Origin of the sequence: Streptomyces sp. LN549 (assembly GCF_043203805.1) — a bacterium.
In the GTDB taxonomy this organism is placed as follows: Bacteria; Actinomycetota; Actinomycetes; order Streptomycetales; family Streptomycetaceae; genus Streptomyces.
On the sequence record NZ_JAZHRI010000002.1, the window covers coordinates 5,534,432 to 5,553,473 of the forward strand.

The window sequence follows — 19,042 nt, forward strand, 5'->3', positions numbered from 1 at the left end:
CAGCGCGCGACCGCATCGGGGGCGGGGCCGGAAGGCCGGTCCCGTCCCGGTGCGAGCCGGGCCTTCCCGTCCTCAGACCGAGGCCTTCTCGTCCTCCAGCGAAGCCCGGACCTGCTCCCGCAGCTCGGGGCTGTCGGTGTGCTCATGGACGGAGACGGCGTGCTCGGTCGCCGCTCGCACGACTTCGTCCTCCTCGCCGGAGATGGTCAGCGAACAGTTCGACACGCTCGGATACTTGCGGCAGTCAGCGATCTTCCTGGTCATCACAGCCTCCTCGGGCGGTGCCCTTCCAGGATAGAGCCGGAGTCGTTCCGGGATGAATCGGTACGGGTCAGGCGCACCGCGCCTACCAACCGTCCAGCGGCGGCGTCGTCTCGGCGGGCGGCACCTGCCAGGGCTGGGCCACCACCGCCCACACGGTGAACGCCACGACCGCAGCGGCCGCCGTCAGCAGCCACAGCCGGCGCAGCACCCGCCGCAGGCGCAGCAGCCGGGCACCGCGTTCCGCCGCCCGCGCCGCCAGTTCCGCTGGCACCTGCGGATGGGGGGTCTCCAGCATCCGCCGGACGTCGTCCTCCCTGCGCCAGCTACCGCTCACGGCGCAGCCCCCAGGGCGCGCCCCCGGCGCGCCGTCGGAGTCCGGGTGCCGCGCATCGTGGCCACCGCGCGGTTGCAGACCGTGCGGATCCGGTCCGCCGGCACCCCGAGCAGCGCCGCCGTCTGCTCCTCCGGGACACCCTCGTACAGGCGCAGCACCAGGACCAGCCGCTCCTTCGGGGTCAGCCGGTCCAACTGCCCGCCGCGCGGGCGGCGATGGCGCCAGGCCTGCCGGGCGAACCGGGTGGCGAGATCCTGCCGGGTGCGGTTGTACGGATCCTCGCCGTGCAGCCGGTCCCAGTCCGCGTAGGTCCGGGCCAGCGCCGCAGTGAGCAGTCGCAGCGCGTGCTCGTTGGCTCCGGGCGGATCCGCCGGCTCGGCCGTGAGCAGGGTCGCGGCATGCAGCAGCCGACCCGCCGCGCCCGCCACGAAGGCCTCGAACTCCTGGGCGCGGCGCTGCAGTCGGACCGCATGGCGCTCTCGCACGAGGTCCATCGGAGCGCTCCGCGGGCCCCGGGTCAACCCCCAGGGGCCCGGTGGGTCAGGGCTGGTGCCGGGCCCTATCCCGCCGGCGGCGGCTGGTGCGCCGCCTGCCGCGCGGCGAGGGACCCGTTGAAGCGGGTGAGGAGCGCGCAGAACGTGTCCCGCTCCTCCTCGGTCCACTCGTCCGTCACCTGGGACATCAACTCGCGCCGCGAGGCCCGGACCTCATCCAGCCGCGCCTGGCCGCGCGGGGAGAGCTGGAGCACGACCGCACGGCCGTCCTCCGGGTGCGAGGTGCGCTTGACCAGACCGGTGTCCACGAGTGGCGCGACCTGCCGGGTCACCGTCGAGGAGTCGATCCCCATTCCGGCGGCCAGCGCCTTCACGCCCATGGGACCTTCCCGGTCCAGCCGGTTGAGCAGCAGATAAGCGGCCCGGTCCATGGAGTTGCGCACCTGGCCGACGCCGCCGAGGCGGGTCTGTTCGGCGCGCCGGGCGAAGACCGCCACCTGGTGCTGCAGAGCGTCGAGAAGGTGGTCGTGACCCGGGTTCTCCGGGGTGGCGCCCCCGGAAGGAGACGCGGCAGTCGTCATGTCCTGAGGGGGCATGGCCGGGGGCTCTCTTCGTACGGTGTCGGATGGGTGGGGGACAGAGTACGCGGCCCCGGGGCAACGCGTACCAGTGCCGCACAAACCTGCGGAGATCGGCGCAGGAGGGGACCATCGACGGCGGCCGCAACCCCTTTCAGCTGCAAGACTTGCGGTATGAACTTCCCACCGCCCGGCCGTTTCCCCCCGCTGATCCTCGATGACGTCCGGGGGGCGCAGAAGATGCTCTCGGGCGTCTCCAGGGTCACGCCGCTGGAGGGCAGCCGGCATCTGTCCGCTCTGGTGGGTGCGCCCGTCCAGTTCAAGTGCGAGAACCTGCAGCGGACCGGCTCGTTCAAACTGCGGGGCGCGTACGTACGCATCTCCGGTCTGACCCCGGTCGAGCGGGCGGCCGGGGTGGTGGCCGCGAGCGCCGGAAACCATGCGCAGGGTGTCGCGCTCGCGTCTGCGCTGCTCGGCGTACGGGCAACGGTCTTCATGCCGGTCGGGGCGCCACTGCCCAAGGTCGCGGCGACCCGCGAGTACGGGGCGCAGGTGCGGCTGCACGGCCACGTCGTCGACGAGACACTGGCGGCGGCGCAGGAGTACGCACAGGAGACCGGCGCGGTCTTCATCCACCCCTTCGACCACCCCGACATCATCGCGGGGCAGGGCACGGTGGGCCTGGAGATCCTGGATCAGTGCCCCGAGGTACGCACGATCGTCGTCGGCATCGGCGGCGGCGGGCTCGCTGCCGGGATCGCCGTGGCGGTGAAGGCCGTCCGGCCCGACGTGCGGATCATCGGCGTGCAGGCGGCGGGCGCCGCCTGCTACCCGCCGTCGCTGGCCGCCGGCCACCCCGTGTCGATCGGCTCGCTCCAGACGATGGCGGACGGCATCAAGGTGGGTCGCCCCGGCGACGTGCCCTTCGGCCTGGTCCAGGAGCTGGTCGACGAGGTCCGTACGGTCTCCGAGGACGAGCTGTCCAGCGCCCTGCTGCTCTGCCTGGAGCGGGCGAAGATGGTGGTGGAGCCGGCCGGCGCGAGCCCGGTGGCCGCGCTGCTGAGCGACCCGAAGTCGTTCCGCGGCCCGGTGGTGGCGCTGCTGTCCGGCGGCAACGTGGACCCGCTGCTGATGCAGCGCATCCTGACCCACGGCATGTCGGCGGCCGGGCGCTATCTGAGCCTGCGGCTGCGCCTGACGGACCGCCCCGGCGCGCTGGCGACCATGCTGGGCGTGCTCACGGTGGCCGATGCCAACGTGCTGGATGTCAGTCATGTGCGTACCGACCCCCGGCTCGGCCTCACCGAGGCCGAGGTGGAGCTCCACCTGGAGACCAAGGGGCCCGAGCACTGCGAGGAGGTCGCGGCGGCGTTGCGCGAGGCGGGCTATCTCGTGATGGGCTGACCCCTTGTCGGTCGCGATGTATCGCGATACTTTACCGGCGCCCGGCCGACCCGTGCACACATGTTCATCTCGTGTGTTCACCGGGCGCGGAATCACGGGCAAATCTAGGATCTGTGAGGAAGTCACCCGAACGCACTGGGGGAATCCCGTATGCCAGGCGCCATCTACGCCGAAGGTCTGGTGAAGACCTTCGGAGACGTACGAGCACTCGGCGGCGTCGACCTCGACGTGCCGGAAGGCACCGTCCTCGGACTTCTCGGCCCCAACGGAGCCGGCAAGACGACCGCCGTACGCGTCCTCACGACGCTGCTCAGGCCCGACAGCGGCAGCGCCTTCGTCGCGGGCATCGACGTACTGAAGAAGCCCAACGAGGTACGGCGTTCGATCGGGCTCTCCGGCCAGTTCGCCGCCGTCGACGAATACCTGACCGGCCGCGAGAACCTGCAGATGGTCGGCCAGCTCTACCAGATGTCGTCCCGTGACGCGAAGGCGCGGGCCGCGGAGCTGCTGGAGCGGTTCAACCTCGCCGACGCGGCCGACCGCACCGCCAAGACCTACTCCGGCGGCATGCGCCGCCGGCTCGACCTCGCGGCGGCGCTCGTCGTCTCCCCGCCGGTCATGTTCATGGACGAGCCGACCACCGGCCTCGACCCCCGCAACCGGCAGCAGCTCTGGGACGTCATCGAGGAACTCGTCGCCGGTGGTACGACGCTGCTGCTGACCACGCAGTACCTGGAGGAGGCCGACCGCCTCGCCCACGACATCTGCGTGATCGACCACGGTCTCGTCATCGCCCGCGGCACCTCCGACCAGCTCAAGGCCCGCACCGGCGGTGAACGCGTCGAGGTCGTCGTCCAGCAGCGCGACCAGATCGACCCGGCCCGCGAGGTCCTCGCACACCTGGGCAAGGGCGAGGTCGCCATCGTCCCGCACATGCGCAAACTGACCGTCCCGGTCAACGGCGGCGCCAAGCTCCTGGCCGAGGTCATCCGTGACCTGGACGCCCGCGGAGTGGAGATCGACGACATCGGGCTGCGCCGCCCCACGCTCGACGACGTGTTCATCTCCCTCACCGGCCACGCGGCCGAGCAGGAGAAGAGCGACGAGAACGGGACGGACCCGCAGCCGGCCGCCCGGACGGAGGCGGAGAAGTGAGCGCTGTCACCCGTACGACCACGGCCCCCGCGCCCCGAGGCGCCGGCGGCATCGGCCAGTCCGCCCGCGATTCGCTGGTCATCGCCCGGCGCAACCTGATCCGGATGACCCGAATTCCCGAAGTGGTACTTTTCGGGCTCATTCAGCCAATTATGTTCGTGGTGCTGTTCAGTTATGTGTTCGGCGGCTCCATGAACATCGGCGGTTCGACGGACCCCGTCGTCTACCGGAACTTCCTCATGGCCGGGATCTTCGCGCAGACCGTCACCTTCGCCACGGCCGGGGCGGGCGCCGGGATCGCCGACGACATGCACAAGGGCCTCGTCGACCGGTTCCGCTCGCTGCCCATGGCGCGCGGTGCGGTGCTCACCGGCCGCACCCTGGCCGACCTCGTCCAGACCATGTTCACCGTGCTGGTGCTCACGATCGTCGCCCTGCTCGTCGGCTGGCGCATCCACGAGGGCATCCTCAAGGCGCTGGGGGCGTTCGGGCTGCTCCTCCTGCTCGGATACGCCTTCTCCTGGATCGGCGCACTGATCGGCCTGTCCGTCCGCACGCCGGAGGCGGCGACCTCGGGCGGCCTGATCTGGCTGTTCCCGGTGACGTTCATCTCCAACGCCTTCGTGGACTCCAGTCAGATGGCGGGCTGGCTCCAGCCGATCGCCGACTGGAACCCGTTCAGCGCGACCGTCCAGGCGTGCCGCGTGCTCTTCGGGAACCCCGGTGTCTCGACGTCCGACGCCTGGCCGATGCAGCACCCCGTCTGGGCCTCGCTGATCTGGTCCGTACTGATCGTCGTGGTCTTCAGGACCCTGGCCGTACGCAAGTACCGCTCGGTCGCCGTCTGAGCACAGCACGAAGCCCCGGCCGCTGGAAATCCAGGATGCGGCCGGGGCTTCGCGCTGTATGCGTGAGGTGTGCGGATCAGCCGGAGTACGGCTTCGCCGACAGGATCTTCACCGTGGCGGTCTTGCCGTTCGGCAGCTCGTACTCCGCGCTCTCGCCCATCCTCTTGCCGTTCACGCCCACGCCGAGCGGGGACTGCGGGGAGTAGGTCTCGATGTCCGCGCTCGCATATTCACGGGAGGCCAGGAGGAAGGTCGTCGTGTCGTCGTCATCGCCGTCGAAGGCGATCGTCACGACCATGCCGGGCTCGACCACGCCGTCGTCGGCCGGCGCCTCGCCGACCTTCGCGTGCTCCAGGAGCTGGGTCAGCTGGCGCACCCGGAGCTCCATCTTGCCCTGCTCCTCCTTGGCCGCGTGGTACCCGCCGTTCTCGCGCAGGTCGCCCTCCTCACGGGCCGCCGCGATCTTGACGGCGATCTCCGTGCGCGCGGGACCAGACAGGTACTCCAGCTCGGCCTTGAGCTGGCTGTACGCCTCCGGCGTGAGCCAGGTGACGTTTTCGCTGGTCTGGGTCACAGGGTGCTCCTCGTCGGTACTGGGAATACAAAGCATCGCCCTACCCGAAGCATGCGCTTCCACGGGTGGGCGAAACCACGAGCCTAACAATTCGCCGGAGAAAGGGGGAGGAGGTAAACGGCTGAGAGTGTTGAACCGCAGGTCAGCGCCATCAGGAGTCGCTCAGGTCACCCGTGCGGCGGTCAACGCTACGCCCCGCCGTCGTCCGTGCACCCGAGCAGCTCGACGGCCGTCGCCCTGGACGTCGTACGCAGAGTGAGGACCTGGTCGATGCGGTCGGTGGCGCCGTCGAAGCGGAAGTCCCTGCGGGCCACCTCCGCACCTTCCTCGCTCAGCGAGCGGAGCGTGCAGTAGCCCTTGGCGTCCCGGTCCTTGCGGACCTCCAGGTGCACCTCGACGCGGTCGTCCGAGACGACCTTGAACTTGATCATCTCGGCGCTGAGACCCTGACCGCTCACATAGCCGTAACCGATCCAGCCGACCACGCCCAGCAGGGCGACGCCCATGACCGAGCCGATGATCTTGAGCTTGCGGTCCGCGCGCTGGTCCGCGGAGCGGCCGTAGCGGTTCTCGGGAGGCGTCTCGCGCACCGCCGTCATGATCGTTCCTCCCGTACCGGGGATCGAGGAATTTTCCACCCCCGTGTTCGGTCACTATAGAAGCCGCCCGCGCGCCACCCGACCGCCACCCCACACCGACGTCCCAGCGGGACGGCACCCTTGATGGCGACCAATCACTGAGGATCGAGTCTTGACTGAGCAGCTTCGACTGATGGCCGTACATGCCCACCCCGACGACGAGTCGAGCAAGGGCGCGGCCACCATGGCCAAGTATGTGTCCGAGGGGGTGGACGTGCTGGTCGTGACCTGCACGGGAGGCGAGCGTGGCTCCATCCTCAACCCGAAACTCCAGGGCGACGCGTACATCGAGGAGAACATCCACGAGGTGCGCAGGAAAGAGATGGACGAGGCCCGGGAGATCCTGGGCGTCAAGCAGGAGTGGCTCGGATTCGTCGACTCGGGCCTGCCCGAGGGCGACCCGCTGCCGCCCCTGCCCGAGGGCTGCTTCGCGCTGGAGGACGAGACCGTCGCGGCGGGGCGCCTCGTCGCGAAGATCCGTGCGTTCCGGCCGCAGGTCGTCACCACGTACGACGAGAACGGGGGCTACCCGCACCCCGACCACATCATGACCCACACCATCTCGATGATCGCCTTCGAGGGCGCGGCGGACACCGAGAAGTTCCCCGAGGCGGAGTTCGGTCCCGCCTGGACGCCGCAGAAGCTCTACTACAACCAGGGCTTCAACAAGCCGCGCACGGTCGCGCTGCACGAGGCGCTGCTGGCCCGCGGTCTGGAGTCGCCGTACGGGGACTGGCTGGAGCGCTGGAAGGAGTTCGAGCGCGCCGAGCGCACGCTGACCACGCACGTTCCGTGCGCGGACTTCTATGAGATCCGCGACAAGGCGCTGATCGCGCACGCGACGCAGATCGACCCCGACGGCGGCTGGTTCCGCGTTCCGATGGACATCCAGCGGGAGGTCTGGCCGACCGAGGAGTACGAGCTGGCGAAGTCGCTCGTCGATACCTCCCTCCCCGAGAGCGACCTCTTCGCGGGCATCCGCGACAATGCCTGATATGTACGCGACTCAGGCACTGACGCACCTCGTCCCGCTCGCCGAGGAACTGGACAAGAACAAGGTCACCCCCGGGGTCCTCGGCTTCATCGTCTTCGCCGCGCTCGCCGTGGGCGTGTGGCTGCTGATGAAGTCGATGAACCGGCACATGGGCAAGGTCGACTTCGAGGAAGCGCCGGACCCGGCTGCCGCCGCGGAAGGTGTGGCGGAGCCCGCGGGTTCCGCGAAGCGGAAGTAGGCGGGGGCGGGGCGGCACCGGACGACCGGTCCCCGCCCCGCCCGAGCCGGCCGGTACGGCGACGGGCACGCGGGTCGGACCGGCGTGAGCCCGCCGTCCGGCGCGCGCAGCGCCGCCGCTGCCGCCCGGCGCGAGCCGTCGTGCCGAGCCCGTCCTCGGGCCGGGCAACGGTCCGGGCAGCGCTGCGACGGCGTCGGCCCCTGCGGGCTCAGCGGACGTCGAGCATGGCGAAAGGTGCCCCGCCCGCCGGCAGCGCGCGCGGTTCGTCGACCTGGATCAGCGGCTCCGCCTCGGACATCTCGTCTCGCTCCTCCGGATCGGGTTCAGCGAGTACAACTCGGGGTCGCCGTCCCGCGTTCACGGCCTTCCCGGTCCCGGGACGGCGTTCACGGCCTTTCGGGGACCGGCACCCCCATGATCTCCCGGGCCTGGCGGGTCGGGGTCAGGCCCAGGCGCCAGGCCTGCCAGCCGTCCTCCAGGTCCACGCCCCGGTTCAGAACCACCCGGAACGCCGCCGCGCAGTCCTCCAGCTTCGCGTCCCGCGTCGGATGCCCGGCCGTGATCAGGTCGGCCAGCTCCTGCTGGGCCACCACCGTGCCCACCTCGATGCCGCCGGGCGAGGCGTACGGCAGCAGCGTACAGCGCAGGAAGCCGGCCCAGTCCGCGCCCCGCGCATCACCGTACGAGTCGAACAGCGCGGCCGCCTCGCCGCACAGCTCCAGGGCCTGCGGCGCGCGCTGGTTGCCCGCGTCGATCAGGGCCAGCTCCAGACACGTCCACGCCTCCCCGTGGGCGACCCCGATGCGCCGGAAGTCGGCCCGCGCGTCCACCAGCAGCTGACGGGCGAAACCGGAATTGCGCAGGTTGCCCGTCTGCGCGGCCCGCTGGTCGCGGGTGACCCGCCCCGAGTGGTGGCGGGCGCACGCCAGCCCGTACACGTCCCGCATCCGCGAGAACATCGTCCGGGCCCGCTCCAGCTGCCGTACCGCCTGATCGGTGTCGCCGGCCTCCTCCAGCGCCTGGCCCAGGTAGTAGAGCGTCCACGCCTCGCCCCGCGCGTCCTCGCTGTCGCGGTGGCGGGCCAGGGCGGCGTTCAGCTGCTCCACCGCCGGGGCCGGATCGCCGTCCATCAGCCGGGCCCGGGCCAGCTGGGTCAGTGCCCACGCCTCGCCCCGCTCGTCCCGCGTCCGCCCGTACAGATCCAGGGCCGTACGCAGCGCCGCCTCGGCCCGCTCCACATCGCCCATCCGCAGCCGCACCTGACCCAGCTGGAACTGGGTCCACGCCTCCCCGTGCAGCGACTCGCCCTCGCGGTGCAGAACCAGTGCCGTGTCCAGGAGCTCCATCGCCTCGGGCAGGTTGGCCCGGTCGCGCTCCACCGCGGCCAGCGCGTGCAGCGACCAGGCCCGGTCCTCCGCCTGCGCCGCGGAGGACTGCAGCTCGATAGCCTCGCGCAGCCGCGCCGCCGCCTCCGTCAGATTGCCCTGGTGGTGCAGGGTGATGCCGAGCGAGCACAGCGCCAGCGCCGTACCCGAGTCGTTCTGCGCCTCGCGGTACAGGCCGACGACGGACGACAGCGTCGTGCGGGCCTTGTCCAGCTCGCCGAGCTGACGGGCCGCGATACCGGTCCGCCACTGCACCGACCGCTCGAGCAGGCCCTGGTCGACCGCCTGCGTCAACTCGCTGATCTCGCCCAGCCGGTAGAGATCGCCGCGCAGCAGGCAGTAGTCGCACAGGGCCCCCAGCAGATCGAGCACCGCGCCCTGGTCGACACCCTCGCTGTGCCGCAGCGCGGACGTGATGAAGCTCGACTCGTCGTCCAGCCAGCGCAGCGCCGCGTCGAGGGAACCGAAGCCGTGCGGTCCGAACTGCCCGGCCCGGGTGGACATCTTGCCGTCCACCATCCGGATCACCGCGCCGGCCAGCTCCGCGTAGTTCACGATCAGCCGCTCCTGCGCGGCCGTGCGGTCGGCCGGTTCCTCCTCGTCGAGCAGCCGGGCCAGGGCGAAGCCCCGGACGAGATCGTGCAGCCGGTACCGCGAGCCCCGCACATGGTCCAGCAGCCCGGCCCCGGACAGGGCCGCCAGCAGCCGTTCGGCCTCCTGTTCGTCGGACGAGAGCAGCGCGGCGGCGGCCGCGGCACCCAGACTGGCCCGCCCGGCCAGCGCGAGCCGGCGCAGCAGCCGCCGTGCCTGCTCGGACTGGTCGGTGTAGCGCAGCCACAGCGCCCGCTCGACCGGTGGCACCGGGCCGTAGGCGGAGAGATCGGCGGCCAGCGCGCTCGGAGTGCGCGCTCCGAGCGAGGAGCCCGCGATCCGCAACGCCAGCGGCAGTCCGCCGCACAGCTCGGCGATCGCCTCGCTCGACGGGTAGTCGTAGGGCCCCGGGTCCTCCTCCTGGGACGCCGCGCGCAGCAGCTCCTCCGCCCCCGCCGCATCCAGCGCCCCGACCTCCAGCTGATGCACCCACGCCGGGAGGGAATCCGGCAGATCGAGCGGCTCGCGGGCGGTGACCAGGACGAGGCTGTCGGAACGTTCCGGAATCAGCGTGCGGACCTGCTCCGCGTCACTGGCGTCGTCGAGGACGATCGTCACGGGGGTCCCGGTCAGATGCTGGTGGTACAGCTCGCTGAGCCGGCGCACCTGCTGCTCGGCGGAGGTGCCGGCCGGCCGGCCCGCGGAGCCCCCGTCCCGGAACAGCAGCTGTTCGCGGGGTGCGCCCAGGCGGTTCAGCAGGTGGAGCAGCGCGTCGCGGGTCGGCAGCGGCGGTTCGCCGTCCGCGCCACCGCGCAGGTCCACCACGCACGCGCCCCGGAACTGGTCCTTCAGATCGTGCGCCGCCCGCACGGCGAGCGCGGTGCGCCCGGCGCCCGGAGGGCCGTGCAGCACGACCACGGTCGGCTTCGTCTCCGTCGACGCACGGGCCGCGTGCACCCATTGCCCGATCCGGGTCAGCTCGGCCCGGCGCCCCGCGAACCCGGCCTCATGAGCGGGGAGATGGCTGAACGACTGCTCGAGGAGCGCGCGCATCCGCGCCGCCGCGCTGCGGTCGCCGCCGCGCAGGGACGGGGCGGTCCGGGGCTGGGCGCCGGCGGCCTTCTTCGCCGGGGTGCGGGTCGAGGCGGTCAGCATCCGCTGCTGGTCGATGAAAGGGCGGATGCCCCGTACCTCCAGCGCTGTCAGCCACTGGAGCCTCAACTGCTCGGTACCGCCCGGCTGTCCGAGGGCTCCTGCCCGGCGGGAGGCGGCCGGCCAGTGCGATGCGGTGACCTTGGCGACGGTGGCGGTGGCGCCCGCGACCGCGACGATGGCCCCGGCGCCGAGCGCCAGGCCGGAGGCGGTGCCGAGCGCCAGGTCCGCGCCGAAGGCGGCTGCCGCCGCAACTCCGGTGACCACCATCGGCGTTCCCAGTGTCCTTCGGTTGAGCCGGTGCGCCAGCGGTGTCTGCCCGGCCGCCTCGGCATCCAGCGCCTGGACGTACGCGGCGTACTCCTCGGCCGCCCCCGCCGCCATGGTGTCCAGGCCGCCCCGCGCACGCGTCATCAGCACGCCGGGGTCCGTCCGCCCGCCGGAACGCCGGGCCTCTTCCTCCACGGCCCGCACCAACAGCCTCTCGGCGTCCGCCCGGTGGCTGTCCCGCATCCGCATGTGTCCCCCTCGGTTCGCGCCCGGCGCCCGGCAGCATGAAGTACCAGTCTCCTGCCTGGGGCCGGTGCGCGACAGGGAGTCTGCGAGACTGCGCCGACAGTCGTACGGAGGAGGCGGAGCGCAGGACCGTGACCGACCGCGGCAGCGGTGAGGCGGCCGACGGGCTCTCGTCGCGGACAAACGGGGAGCTGTCCCGTCCTTCGCCGGTGACGGTCAGGCCGGTCCGGCGGGGTCGTGGGTGATCAGGTCTCCCGGCTGGCACCGGAGGACCTCGCAGATCTTCGACAGGGTCGAGAAGCGCACGGCCTTGGCCCGCCCGTTCTTGAGTACGGACAGGTTGACGACGGTGATGCCCACCTGTGAGGACAGTTCGGTGAGTGTCATGCCGCGCTCGGCGAGGAGCCTGTCGAGGTGGATCCGGATCCCGTGGGGTTCGTCCTCGGGCATCAGATGGTCGCTTCGATGTCCTCGCGCATGCGCACGCCCTCGCGCATGACCTTCCCCATGATCACTGCGGCCAGGCCGACGAGGACGAGCTCCATCGTGCCGGAGAGTTCCGGCCCGGAGCCCACCATCGGCGCCATGCTCCCGACGAGCCAGGACTGCGACCAGCCGACAGCGAGGCCGGCCAGCGGCGTGCCCACGGTGACGAACCAGCCGAGAGCCGAGAGCCTTCGTGCCACCGTGTCCGTGAACGGGCCCTGCTGCAGGACTCCTGTCAGCAGCCGGGAGAAGAGCAGGAGGGCGAGGGTGCCGAACAGGAGCCAGGGCAGTTCGCCCCCGAGGTCGGCGGCCCGCTGTCCCACGGAGGGGCTGTCCTGGCAGAGGCGTGCGGTGCTGCTGGACGCCTCCACGCCCTTGCCGACGGGCAGGCCGTCGGGCCCGAACGAGGCGTTGGCCCAGAATCCCGTCTTCACACAGACCGCGCCGTCGTCGAGCATGTGCGAGGCCGCCGTGCCCAGGAAGGCGAGCCCGCAGAGTACCGCCAGGCCGAAGGTGACCGAGGCCAGAGTCCTCGTGAGTCGCGTGTTCACCGCAGCCCTCCATATCGTTGGTCGATATGGAGGAGGCTAGTGGAGCATATCGATATTCGACAAGTCGACGGATCCGGTGCGGCCTGATGGGGCGGGGCGGGCTCGCGCCCGCCCCGCCCCATCGGACGTCGTTACCGCTGTCGGGCGGCGCGACGGCGTGCCACCAGGACTCCGCCCGCACCGAGGAGCACGGCACCAGCAGCCGCGGCCGCGAGGGGCAGGGTGGAACCGGAGCCGGTGTCCGCCAGGTCACCGCCCGTGGAGGACGAGCCCGAGGAGCCCGAGGTGGAGCTGCCGCCCGTGGCGGAGGTCCCGGAGCCGGACGTCGAACCGGAACCGCCTGAGCCGGAGCCGCCGGATGCGGCCGTCCCGGAACCGCCGGAGCCGGACGTCGAGCCGGAACCGCCGGAGCCGGCCGTCCCCGAACCGCCGGAGCCTGACGTGGAGCCGCTGCCGCCCGTGGAGCCGGCGCCCTCGACGTCGAGCAGGATGTCCGCCGAGTCGTTCGACTTGACCGGGTCGAAGGGGCGGGGCTTCTTTTCGAGCGCCACTGAGCCCTTGGCCCCGGGTACGGCCTTGTTGATCTTCAGCTTGAATGTGTAGGTGTTCTCGCTGTTCGCGTTGATAAACGAGCTGCTGGTACCGCAGACGTACGTCCCCTGCCCCTGGCTCTGGCAGGGGTGGGTCCCGGTGACCGTCGTGCCGGCAGGCATCTTGATGTGGACGTTGGTCACGGATTCGTAGGGCTCCCCTGCCACCCAGCCGGGTCCGGCGTTGGTGAACTTCACCGTCAGCGGGACCGTGTCTCCGACCTTGCCCTTCAGGTGGGCGCCCGTCACCTGGAAGTCGGCCGTGCTTTTGGCGGTCACGTTCGTCTTGGCCCAGGCGGGCCCGGTGGAGCCCGGGGCGGCCGGGGTCTCGTCGGGTCGTTCCACCAGCTTCACCGCGGGCCCGGTGCCTTGAGTCGGCCAGCCCTCTTCGCTCTGGATGCGGCTCCTGCTGACTCTCACGGACAGTTCGTCGTTCAGGGCGCTGTCCTCGACCTTCAGCTTCAGGCCCTCGGGCGCGTAGACGACCCCGGGGCTCACCGCCTGGTCGAACTCGCAGACCAGGAGGTAGGACTGAGGCGCCTCGTCGGCGCCACCGAGGTTCTCGGTCGAGCAGTTGGAGGGCGTCGGGAAGGAATAGCTGAGGCCGGTGGTCACGGACCAAGCCATCCAGACCTTGTCGAGCGCTGCGGTGCCCGCGTTGGTGAAGGAGCCCGGCAGGTTGAGCTCGCTGCCCGGCTTCACCCCGTCGATCGGGCTGATCTTGCCCAGCACGAGGCCGGTGTCCGGGTCTGCGGCGCCCGCGGGTGCGGCACCCAGCACCATCAGGGCTACGGCACCGACGGCGCCGGCGGTCTGGCGGAGGGCGCGGCGGCGGGGAGAAGCATGGGCCATGGAAACCTCTGTATGAAGTGGCGTGGCTGATACGGGCATCGGAACAACGCAAGAACGTTTGTTCGTCCAGGAGACCTCTGACGCCGCCGGAGGGTTGCACGGAGCGACGAACGCATTTCGGGATCGCATCCCTGGAAACGGGCATGGGCCAGGTCTCCGTCGATCCACTGGAATCGCGGATCCAGTGCCATCGGTGCCCGCCCGTGGCGCCTAGGTGGCACGCACGGGCGTGCGCAAGGATGGAGGCATGTCCAACCGACTCGCGCACGCCACATCCCCGTACCTCCTTCAGCACGCGGACAACCCGGTCGACTGGTGGGCGTGGGAGCCCGCGGCCTTCGAGGAGGCCCGGCGGCGCAACGTGCCCGTCCTGCTGAGCGTGGGCTACAGCGCGTGCCACTGGTGTCATGTCATGGCGCACGAATCGTTCGAGGACGAAGCCACCGCCGCGTACATGAACGAGCACTTCGTGAACGTCAAGGTCGACCGCGAGGAGCGCCCCGACGTCGACGCCGTCTACATGGAGGCGGTCCAGGCCGCGACCGGCCAGGGCGGGTGGCCGATGACCGTCTTCCTCACCGCGGACGCGGAGCCCTTCTACTTCGGTACGTACTTCCCGCCCGAGTCCCGGCAGGGCCTCCCGTCCTTCCGGCAGGTGCTCGAAGGTGTGGCGGCAGCCTGGACCGACCGTCGTGACGAGGTCGGCGAGGTCGCCTCGCGCATCGTCCACGACCTCTCCGAGCGCACCCTCGCCCACGGCGGCGAGGGCCTGCCCGGCGAGTCGGAGCTCGCCCAGGCGCTCCTCGGGCTGACCCGCGAGTACGACGAGAAGCGCGGCGGCTTCGGCGGCGCGCCCAAGTTCCCGCCGTCGATGACGATCGAGTTCCTGCTGCGCCACCATGCCCGCACCGGGGCCGACGGTGCACTCCAGATGGCGGCCGACACCTGCGAGGCGATGGCCAGGGGCGGGATCTACGACCAGCTCGGCGGCGGCTTCGCCCGCTACGCGGTTGACCGCGAGTGGGTCGTCCCGCACTTCGAGAAGATGCTCTACGACAACGCGCTGCTCTGCCGCGTCTACGCCCACCTGTGGCGCTCCACCGGCTCCGAGCTCGCCCGCCGGGTGGCCCTGGAGACCGCCGACTTCATGGTCCGCGAACTGCGCACGGCCGAGGGCGGCTTCGCCTCCGCGCTGGACGCCGACAGCGAGGACGCGAACGGGAAGCACGTCGAGGGCGCGTACTACGTCTGGACCCCCGCGCAGCTGCGCGAGGTGCTCGGCGAGGAGGACGCCGTGTTCGCCGCGGAGCTCTTCGCGGTGACCGACGAGGGCACCTTCGAGGAGGGCTCCTCGGTGCTCCAGCTTCCCTCGGCCGACACCACGGACGAGGCCCGCGCCGCCGATGTGCGGGCCCGGCTGCTCGCCGCCCGTGAGCTGCGCGCGCGGCCGGGGCGCGACGACAAGGTGGTCGCGGCGTGGAACGGGCTGGCCATTGCCGCGCTCGCCGAGACGGGGGCCTACTTCGACCGGCCCGACCTGATCGAGCGCGCCACCGAGGCCGCGGACCTGCTGGTGCGGCTCCACATGGGCCCCGTCGCCCGGCTGGTCCGTACGTCGAAGGACGGCCGCGCCGGTGTGCACGCCGGGGTACTGGAGGACTACGGCGATGTCGCGGAGGGCTTCCTGGCCGTGGCCGCAGTCACCGGCGAGGGGGCCTGGCTGGAGTTCGCGGGCTTCCTGACGGACATCGTGCTCCAGCACTTCACCGGCGAGGGCGGGCAGTTGTACGACACGGCGGACGACGCCGAGCAGCTGATCCGTCGGCCGCAGGACCCCACCGACAGCGCCACCCCGGCGGGCTGGACCGCGGCGGCCGGTGCGCTGCTCTCGTACGCCGCGTACACCGGATCGGAGCCCCACCGCACGGCTGCGGAGGGGGCGTTGGGCGTGGTGAAGGCGCTGGGGCCGCGGGCGCCGCGGTTCACCGGCTGGGGGCTCGCGGTGGCCGAGGCGCTGCTCGACGGGCCGCGCGAGGTGGCGGTCGCCGGGCCGGTCGGCGGTGTACTGCACCGTACGGCCCTGCTGGGGCGGGCACCCGGCGCGGTGGTCGCGGCGGGCGAGACGGCCGGCACGGAGTTCCCGCTGCTGGCGGACCGTCCGATGGTGGACGGCGCGCCGACGGCCTACGTGTGCAGGCACTTCGTGTGCGACGCACCGACCACGGACCCGGAGGTGCTGGCGCGCGCACTCAGGGGTGGCGGCTCCTGAGACGCGTCACAGCCGGGGGCCGCTTGAGGCGCGTCACAGCCTCAGTCCGTTCCCCAGCGTGTCGAGCGCCTCGTCGATCATCGCCACGAGGTCGCCCTTCTGGCCGTGCTCGCCCCAGTACAGCGTGACCTCGCGCAGTGCACCGAGCACCGCCGCGATGAAGACCCGGATCTGCAGGTCGTCCGGGCTGCGGCCGGTGCGGTCGGCGAGCACCTGGGTGAGCACCTTCGCCGTGTCCGACATGGTCTCCGTCATCCGGGCCCGGATGGCGGGGACCTCGACCATCAGCCGGGTGCGCTGGCGCAGTTCCTCGTCCTCCGCGGTGACGAAGGAGGTCAGCGCCTCGTGCATCATCAACCGCAGGGACTCCAGCGGAGGTTCGTCCGCCGGACGGCTCCGGAGCAGGGCCTCCATGATCGGGTCGTACTCGTCGGTGAGGACGATGTCCTCCTTGGTCGCGAAGTACCGGAACACCGTGCTCGGCGACACCTCGGCCGCCTCCGCGATCTGCTCGATGGTCGTCGCGTCGTAGCCCTGCTCCTGGATGAGGCGGTACGTCGCCTGCCGGATCGCGACCCGCGTCTTGAGCTTCTTGCGCTCGCGCAGCCCCATCGGGGGCTGCGCCTCGGGTGCGGTGAAGGAGGGGGTACGGGGGGTGGCGGCCATGGTCGCCATTGTCACGCATCGACGGGGGAGGCGGCCACGTCCGCGGGCTCCGCCGGCCGCCGGTCCGGCGCGGTCAGGAAGGCCCCGACCAGCAGGGCGCTGACCAGTGCCGTCGCACCGATGACGAGCAGGACCAGGCTCATCCCGTGCACGTACGCCGCGTCGGCGGAGTCCGCGAGCCGCTGCGCCCCGAGCCGTGCGGCGACGGCGTGGGCGGCGACGACGGAGTCCCCGGCCGTGTCCGCGGCGGCCGCCGATACGCCCGTGGTGTCGAGCCGTCCGCTGTAGGCGCCGGCGAGCAGGCTGCCCAGCAGAGCGATCCCGAGGGCGCTGCCCGTCTGCCGCACGGTCATCAGCAGCCCCGATCCGCTGCCCGCCCGGTCCGCGGGCAGGGCGCCGAGGGCCGCGTCCATGGCGGGGACGACGGCGAAGCCGAAGCCGACCCCGGCGACGGAGAGCCAGAGCGCGGTGAAGCCGTAGCCGCTGTCGATCGTCGTACGGCTGCCGAGCAGCGCCGCGAAGGCGAGTACGACGAGTCCGGCCGACATCGTGGCGCGGGCCCCGAACCGTGCGGTGACCGGGCCGCCGGCCTTCGCGGCGACGATCAGCCCGCCCATCATGGGCAGCATCCGCAGCCCCGTACCGAAGGCGTCGTGGCCCAGGACGGCCTGGAGGTATCCGGGCAGGATGAACATCAGCCCCGCCATCACGAACATCACGAGCGTGGCGGCGAGGGCGCTGAGCAGGAACGGCCGCTGGCGCAGCAGGGACATGTCGAGCATCGGGCGGACGGCCTTGCGTTCCCGTACGACGAGCGAGGCGATCAGCGCCGCACCGGCGGCCAGTACGGCAAGGACCAGCGGGTCGCCCCAGCCGCGGCCCGGCGCCTCGATGATCGCGTAGATCAGGGCGCCGAGGCCGGTCGCGGTCAGTGCGGTGGAGACGATGTCGACCTCGGGCGACGAGGGGTCCCGGGTCTCGGGGAGCAGGAACACGCAGGCGGTGATGCCGATGCCGACCATGGGGACGTTGACCAGGAAGATCGATCCCCACCAGAAGTGGTCGAGGAGCCAGCCGCCGAGGATCGGGCCGAGCGGCATGCCGAGCGCGGAGGCGGCCGAGACGATGCCGATGGCCTTGATCCGGTCCTTCGGCTCGCCGAAGAGCGAGGGCAGGACGGCGAGGGCGAGCGGCATGACGAGCGCGCCGCCGACGCCCATGACGCAGCGGGCTGTCACGACGGCCGGCACGCCGTCGGCGAGTGTTCCGGCGATCGAGCCGACGAGGAAGATGCCGAGGCCGGTGATGAGCATCCGGCGTCGGCCGAACCGGTCGCCGAGCAGGCCCGCCGGAAGCATCAGGGCGGCGAACACGACGACGTAGGCGTCGGCCATCCACTGCTGTTCACCGGTGGTGGCGCCGAGATCTCCCGCCATGGTCGGCAGCGCCACATTGAGGATCGTCATGTCGAAGCCGAGGACGAGCATGCTCGCCACCAGCGCGCCCAGGGCCCACCAGCGTCGGTTCATGGCCTACTCCTTTGAGAGTTGCAGTCAAGTGACAGTAACTCTCAAAAGATGGTTAGTGTCAATCTGTCGGGTGTGCCGTCTGTGTCCGGGCATGAAGAAGGGCCGCGGCTCGGAAGCCGCGGCCCTGATCGAGGAGAAGGGGGGTGAGGTGCTCAGCCGTGGTTGTAGGCCACCAGCGAGATGCCGACGTAGTGGACGATGAAGGCCGCCAGGGTCAGCGAGTGGAAGACCTCGTGGAAGCCGAAGAAGCGCGGCGAGGGGTTCGGCCGCTTGATGCCGTAGATGACGCCGCCGGCGCTGTAGAGCAGCCCGCCGACGACGACGAGCACCAGTACGGCGACCCCGCCGGTCCGCATGAAGTCCGGCAGGAAGAAGACAGCCGCCCAGCCCATCGCGATGTAGCAGGGGGTGTAGAGCCAGCGCGGGGCGCCGACCCAGAAGACCCGGAAGGCGATGCCCGCGACCGCCGCCGCCCAGACCGCCCACAGGAGCGGGGTACCGGTGGACTCGGGCAGCAGGAGCAGGGTCAGCGGCGTGTAGGTGCCCGCGATGATCAGGAAGATGTTCGCGTGGTCGAGCCGGCGCAGTACGGCCTCGCCGCGTGGCCCCCACGTGCCGCGGTGGTAGACCGCGCTCACGCCGAACAGCAGGCACGCCGTCAGGATGTAGATCCCGCAGGCGATCCGGCCGCGACCGCTGTCCGTGAGAGCGATGAGCACGATGCCTGCGATCAGGACGGCCGGGAACATCCCGGCGTGCAGCCAGCCGCGCATGCGTGGCTTCAGCTCGGCATCGACGGTCCCGGCTGGTTCCAGCCCGGCGGGTTCGGGCGCGGCGGCGGCAGCAGTCATTCCCGCATCGTACCTACGCCACCGTAGGTAACTAATACGAGTGGCGATGCTCACGTGGGCGGCCCCCTGGACATATGGGCGGA

The 19,042-nt window shown here is 71.4% G+C and carries 19 protein-coding genes; 6 read left to right on the forward strand and 13 right to left on the reverse strand.

Annotated elements, in window-relative coordinates:
- Positions 1-72: 72 nt before the first annotated feature.
- The 4 genes from SH922_RS25245 to SH922_RS25260 form a co-directional block, all read right to left on the reverse strand.
- Positions 73-264, reverse strand: a complete 192-nt coding sequence (locus SH922_RS25245) for a DUF1059 domain-containing protein (RefSeq protein WP_136327728.1) — start codon at positions 262-264, stop codon at positions 73-75.
- Between the two features lie 82 nt (positions 265-346).
- A complete protein-coding gene (locus SH922_RS25250; RefSeq protein WP_393060123.1) occupies positions 347-598 on the reverse strand; it encodes a hypothetical protein in 252 nt (83 codons plus the stop codon).
- Positions 595-1,083: a sigma factor-like helix-turn-helix DNA-binding protein gene (locus tag SH922_RS25255; RefSeq protein WP_393063687.1), complete on the reverse strand. Its 489-nt coding sequence runs from the start codon at positions 1,081-1,083 to the stop codon at positions 595-597. Before SH922_RS25255 ends, SH922_RS25250 begins: the two co-directional genes overlap by 4 nt.
- A gap of 74 nt (positions 1,084-1,157) precedes the next feature.
- Entirely contained in the window at positions 1,158-1,688 is a 531-nt protein-coding gene (locus SH922_RS25260; protein ID WP_393060124.1) for a MarR family winged helix-turn-helix transcriptional regulator, read from the reverse strand.
- 156 nt (positions 1,689-1,844) lie between these two features.
- Here SH922_RS25260 and ilvA point away from each other — a divergent pair, with 156 nt between their 5' ends.
- The 3 genes from ilvA to SH922_RS25275 all read left to right on the forward strand — a co-directional run bounded on the left by ilvA (position 1,845) and on the right by SH922_RS25275 (position 5,077).
- Entirely contained in the window at positions 1,845-3,074 is a 1,230-nt protein-coding gene (gene ilvA, locus SH922_RS25265; protein ID WP_393060125.1) for a threonine ammonia-lyase, read from the forward strand.
- Positions 3,075-3,224: 150 nt separating this feature from the next.
- Positions 3,225-4,229, forward strand: a complete 1,005-nt coding sequence (locus tag SH922_RS25270; RefSeq protein WP_393060126.1) for an ATP-binding cassette domain-containing protein — start codon at positions 3,225-3,227, stop codon at positions 4,227-4,229.
- Entirely contained in the window at positions 4,226-5,077 is an 852-nt protein-coding gene (locus SH922_RS25275; protein ID WP_393060127.1) for an ABC transporter permease, read from the forward strand. The genes SH922_RS25270 and SH922_RS25275 overlap by 4 nt, the downstream gene beginning before the upstream one ends.
- 76 nt (positions 5,078-5,153) lie before the next feature.
- On the opposite strand, the gene greA is transcribed toward SH922_RS25275, so the two are convergent.
- On the reverse strand, positions 5,154-5,651 hold the full coding sequence (greA, locus tag SH922_RS25280; RefSeq protein WP_393060128.1) for a transcription elongation factor GreA: 498 nt from the start codon (positions 5,649-5,651) through the stop codon (positions 5,154-5,156).
- Between the two features lie 188 nt (positions 5,652-5,839).
- Positions 5,840-6,250, reverse strand: coding sequence for a DUF4307 domain-containing protein (locus SH922_RS25285; protein ID WP_393060129.1), 411 nt, complete (start codon positions 6,248-6,250; stop codon positions 5,840-5,842).
- Between the two features lie 151 nt (positions 6,251-6,401).
- On the opposite strand from SH922_RS25285, the gene mca reads away from it, so the two are divergent.
- Together mca and SH922_RS25295 are read left to right on the forward strand one after the other, a co-directional pair.
- The gene (gene mca / locus SH922_RS25290; protein WP_393060130.1) at positions 6,402-7,283 is read left to right on the forward strand and encodes a mycothiol conjugate amidase Mca; all 882 of its coding nucleotides are present in this window, start codon (positions 6,402-6,404) and stop codon (positions 7,281-7,283) included.
- 1 nt (position 7,284) lies between these two features.
- The gene (locus SH922_RS25295) at positions 7,285-7,521 is read left to right on the forward strand and encodes a hypothetical protein (protein ID WP_393060131.1); all 237 of its coding nucleotides are present in this window, start codon (positions 7,285-7,287) and stop codon (positions 7,519-7,521) included.
- A 386-nt stretch (positions 7,522-7,907) separates the two neighbouring features.
- Here the strand turns inward: SH922_RS25295 and SH922_RS25300 are convergent, their stop codons facing one another.
- The 4 genes from SH922_RS25300 to SH922_RS25315 all read right to left on the reverse strand — a co-directional run bounded on the left by SH922_RS25300 (position 7,908) and on the right by SH922_RS25315 (position 13,644).
- Positions 7,908-11,162 (reverse strand): tetratricopeptide repeat protein, encoded by a 3,255-nt coding sequence (locus SH922_RS25300; RefSeq protein WP_393063688.1) that lies wholly within the window; start codon positions 11,160-11,162, stop codon positions 7,908-7,910.
- Positions 11,163-11,381: 219 nt separating this feature from the next.
- A complete protein-coding gene (locus SH922_RS25305; RefSeq protein WP_393060132.1) occupies positions 11,382-11,615 on the reverse strand; it encodes a helix-turn-helix domain-containing protein in 234 nt (77 codons plus the stop codon).
- Positions 11,615-12,202 (reverse strand): DUF2975 domain-containing protein, encoded by a 588-nt coding sequence (locus tag SH922_RS25310; RefSeq protein WP_393060133.1) that lies wholly within the window; start codon positions 12,200-12,202, stop codon positions 11,615-11,617. The genes SH922_RS25305 and SH922_RS25310 overlap by 1 nt, the downstream gene beginning before the upstream one ends.
- A gap of 131 nt (positions 12,203-12,333) precedes the next feature.
- Entirely contained in the window at positions 12,334-13,644 is a 1,311-nt protein-coding gene (locus SH922_RS25315) for a hypothetical protein (protein WP_393060134.1), read from the reverse strand.
- Between the two features lie 247 nt (positions 13,645-13,891).
- On the opposite strand from SH922_RS25315, the gene SH922_RS25320 reads away from it, so the two are divergent.
- Positions 13,892-15,913 (forward strand): thioredoxin domain-containing protein, encoded by a 2,022-nt coding sequence (locus SH922_RS25320; protein ID WP_393060135.1) that lies wholly within the window; start codon positions 13,892-13,894, stop codon positions 15,911-15,913.
- A gap of 33 nt (positions 15,914-15,946) precedes the next feature.
- Here the strand turns inward: SH922_RS25320 and SH922_RS25325 are convergent, their stop codons facing one another.
- The 3 genes from SH922_RS25325 to SH922_RS25335 form a co-directional block, all read right to left on the reverse strand.
- Positions 15,947-16,579, reverse strand: a complete 633-nt coding sequence (locus SH922_RS25325; RefSeq protein ID WP_393060136.1) for a TetR/AcrR family transcriptional regulator — start codon at positions 16,577-16,579, stop codon at positions 15,947-15,949.
- A gap of 11 nt (positions 16,580-16,590) precedes the next feature.
- The gene (locus SH922_RS25330) at positions 16,591-18,108 is read right to left on the reverse strand and encodes an MFS transporter (protein ID WP_393060137.1); all 1,518 of its coding nucleotides are present in this window, start codon (positions 18,106-18,108) and stop codon (positions 16,591-16,593) included.
- Positions 18,109-18,260: 152 nt separating this feature from the next.
- The gene (locus SH922_RS25335) at positions 18,261-18,959 is read right to left on the reverse strand and encodes a hemolysin III family protein (protein WP_393060138.1); all 699 of its coding nucleotides are present in this window, start codon (positions 18,957-18,959) and stop codon (positions 18,261-18,263) included.
- Between the last annotated feature and the right edge of the window lie 83 nt (positions 18,960-19,042).

What these genes read in the sequence shown, in the direction of transcription:
- SH922_RS25330 (WP_393060137.1), bottom strand. Translation starts at nt 18,108, where the DNA reads ATGAACCGACGCTGGTGGGCCCTGGGCGCGCTGGTGGCGAGCATGCTC.
- SH922_RS25335 (WP_393060138.1), bottom strand. Translation starts at nt 18,959, where the DNA reads ATGACTGCTGCCGCCGCCGCGCCCGAACCCGCCGGGCTGGAACCAGCC.
- SH922_RS25300 (WP_393063688.1), bottom strand. Translation starts at nt 11,162, where the DNA reads ATGCGGGACAGCCACCGGGCGGACGCCGAGAGGCTGTTGGTGCGGGCC.
- SH922_RS25315 (WP_393060134.1), bottom strand. Translation starts at nt 13,644, where the DNA reads ATGGCCCATGCTTCTCCCCGCCGCCGCGCCCTCCGCCAGACCGCCGGC.
- SH922_RS25260 (WP_393060124.1), bottom strand. Translation starts at nt 1,688, where the DNA reads ATGCCCCCTCAGGACATGACGACTGCCGCGTCTCCTTCCGGGGGCGCC.
- SH922_RS25325 (WP_393060136.1), bottom strand. Translation starts at nt 16,579, where the DNA reads ATGGCCGCCACCCCCCGTACCCCCTCCTTCACCGCACCCGAGGCGCAG.
- SH922_RS25245 (WP_136327728.1), bottom strand. Translation starts at nt 264, where the DNA reads ATGACCAGGAAGATCGCTGACTGCCGCAAGTATCCGAGCGTGTCGAAC.
- SH922_RS25270 (WP_393060126.1), top strand. Translation starts at nt 3,225, where the DNA reads ATGCCAGGCGCCATCTACGCCGAAGGTCTGGTGAAGACCTTCGGAGAC.
- SH922_RS25305 (WP_393060132.1), bottom strand. Translation starts at nt 11,615, where the DNA reads ATGCCCGAGGACGAACCCCACGGGATCCGGATCCACCTCGACAGGCTC.
- SH922_RS25295 (WP_393060131.1), top strand. Translation starts at nt 7,285, where the DNA reads ATGTACGCGACTCAGGCACTGACGCACCTCGTCCCGCTCGCCGAGGAA.
- SH922_RS25320 (WP_393060135.1), top strand. Translation starts at nt 13,892, where the DNA reads ATGTCCAACCGACTCGCGCACGCCACATCCCCGTACCTCCTTCAGCAC.
- ilvA (WP_393060125.1), top strand. Translation starts at nt 1,845, where the DNA reads ATGAACTTCCCACCGCCCGGCCGTTTCCCCCCGCTGATCCTCGATGAC.
- SH922_RS25285 (WP_393060129.1), bottom strand. Translation starts at nt 6,250, where the DNA reads ATGACGGCGGTGCGCGAGACGCCTCCCGAGAACCGCTACGGCCGCTCC.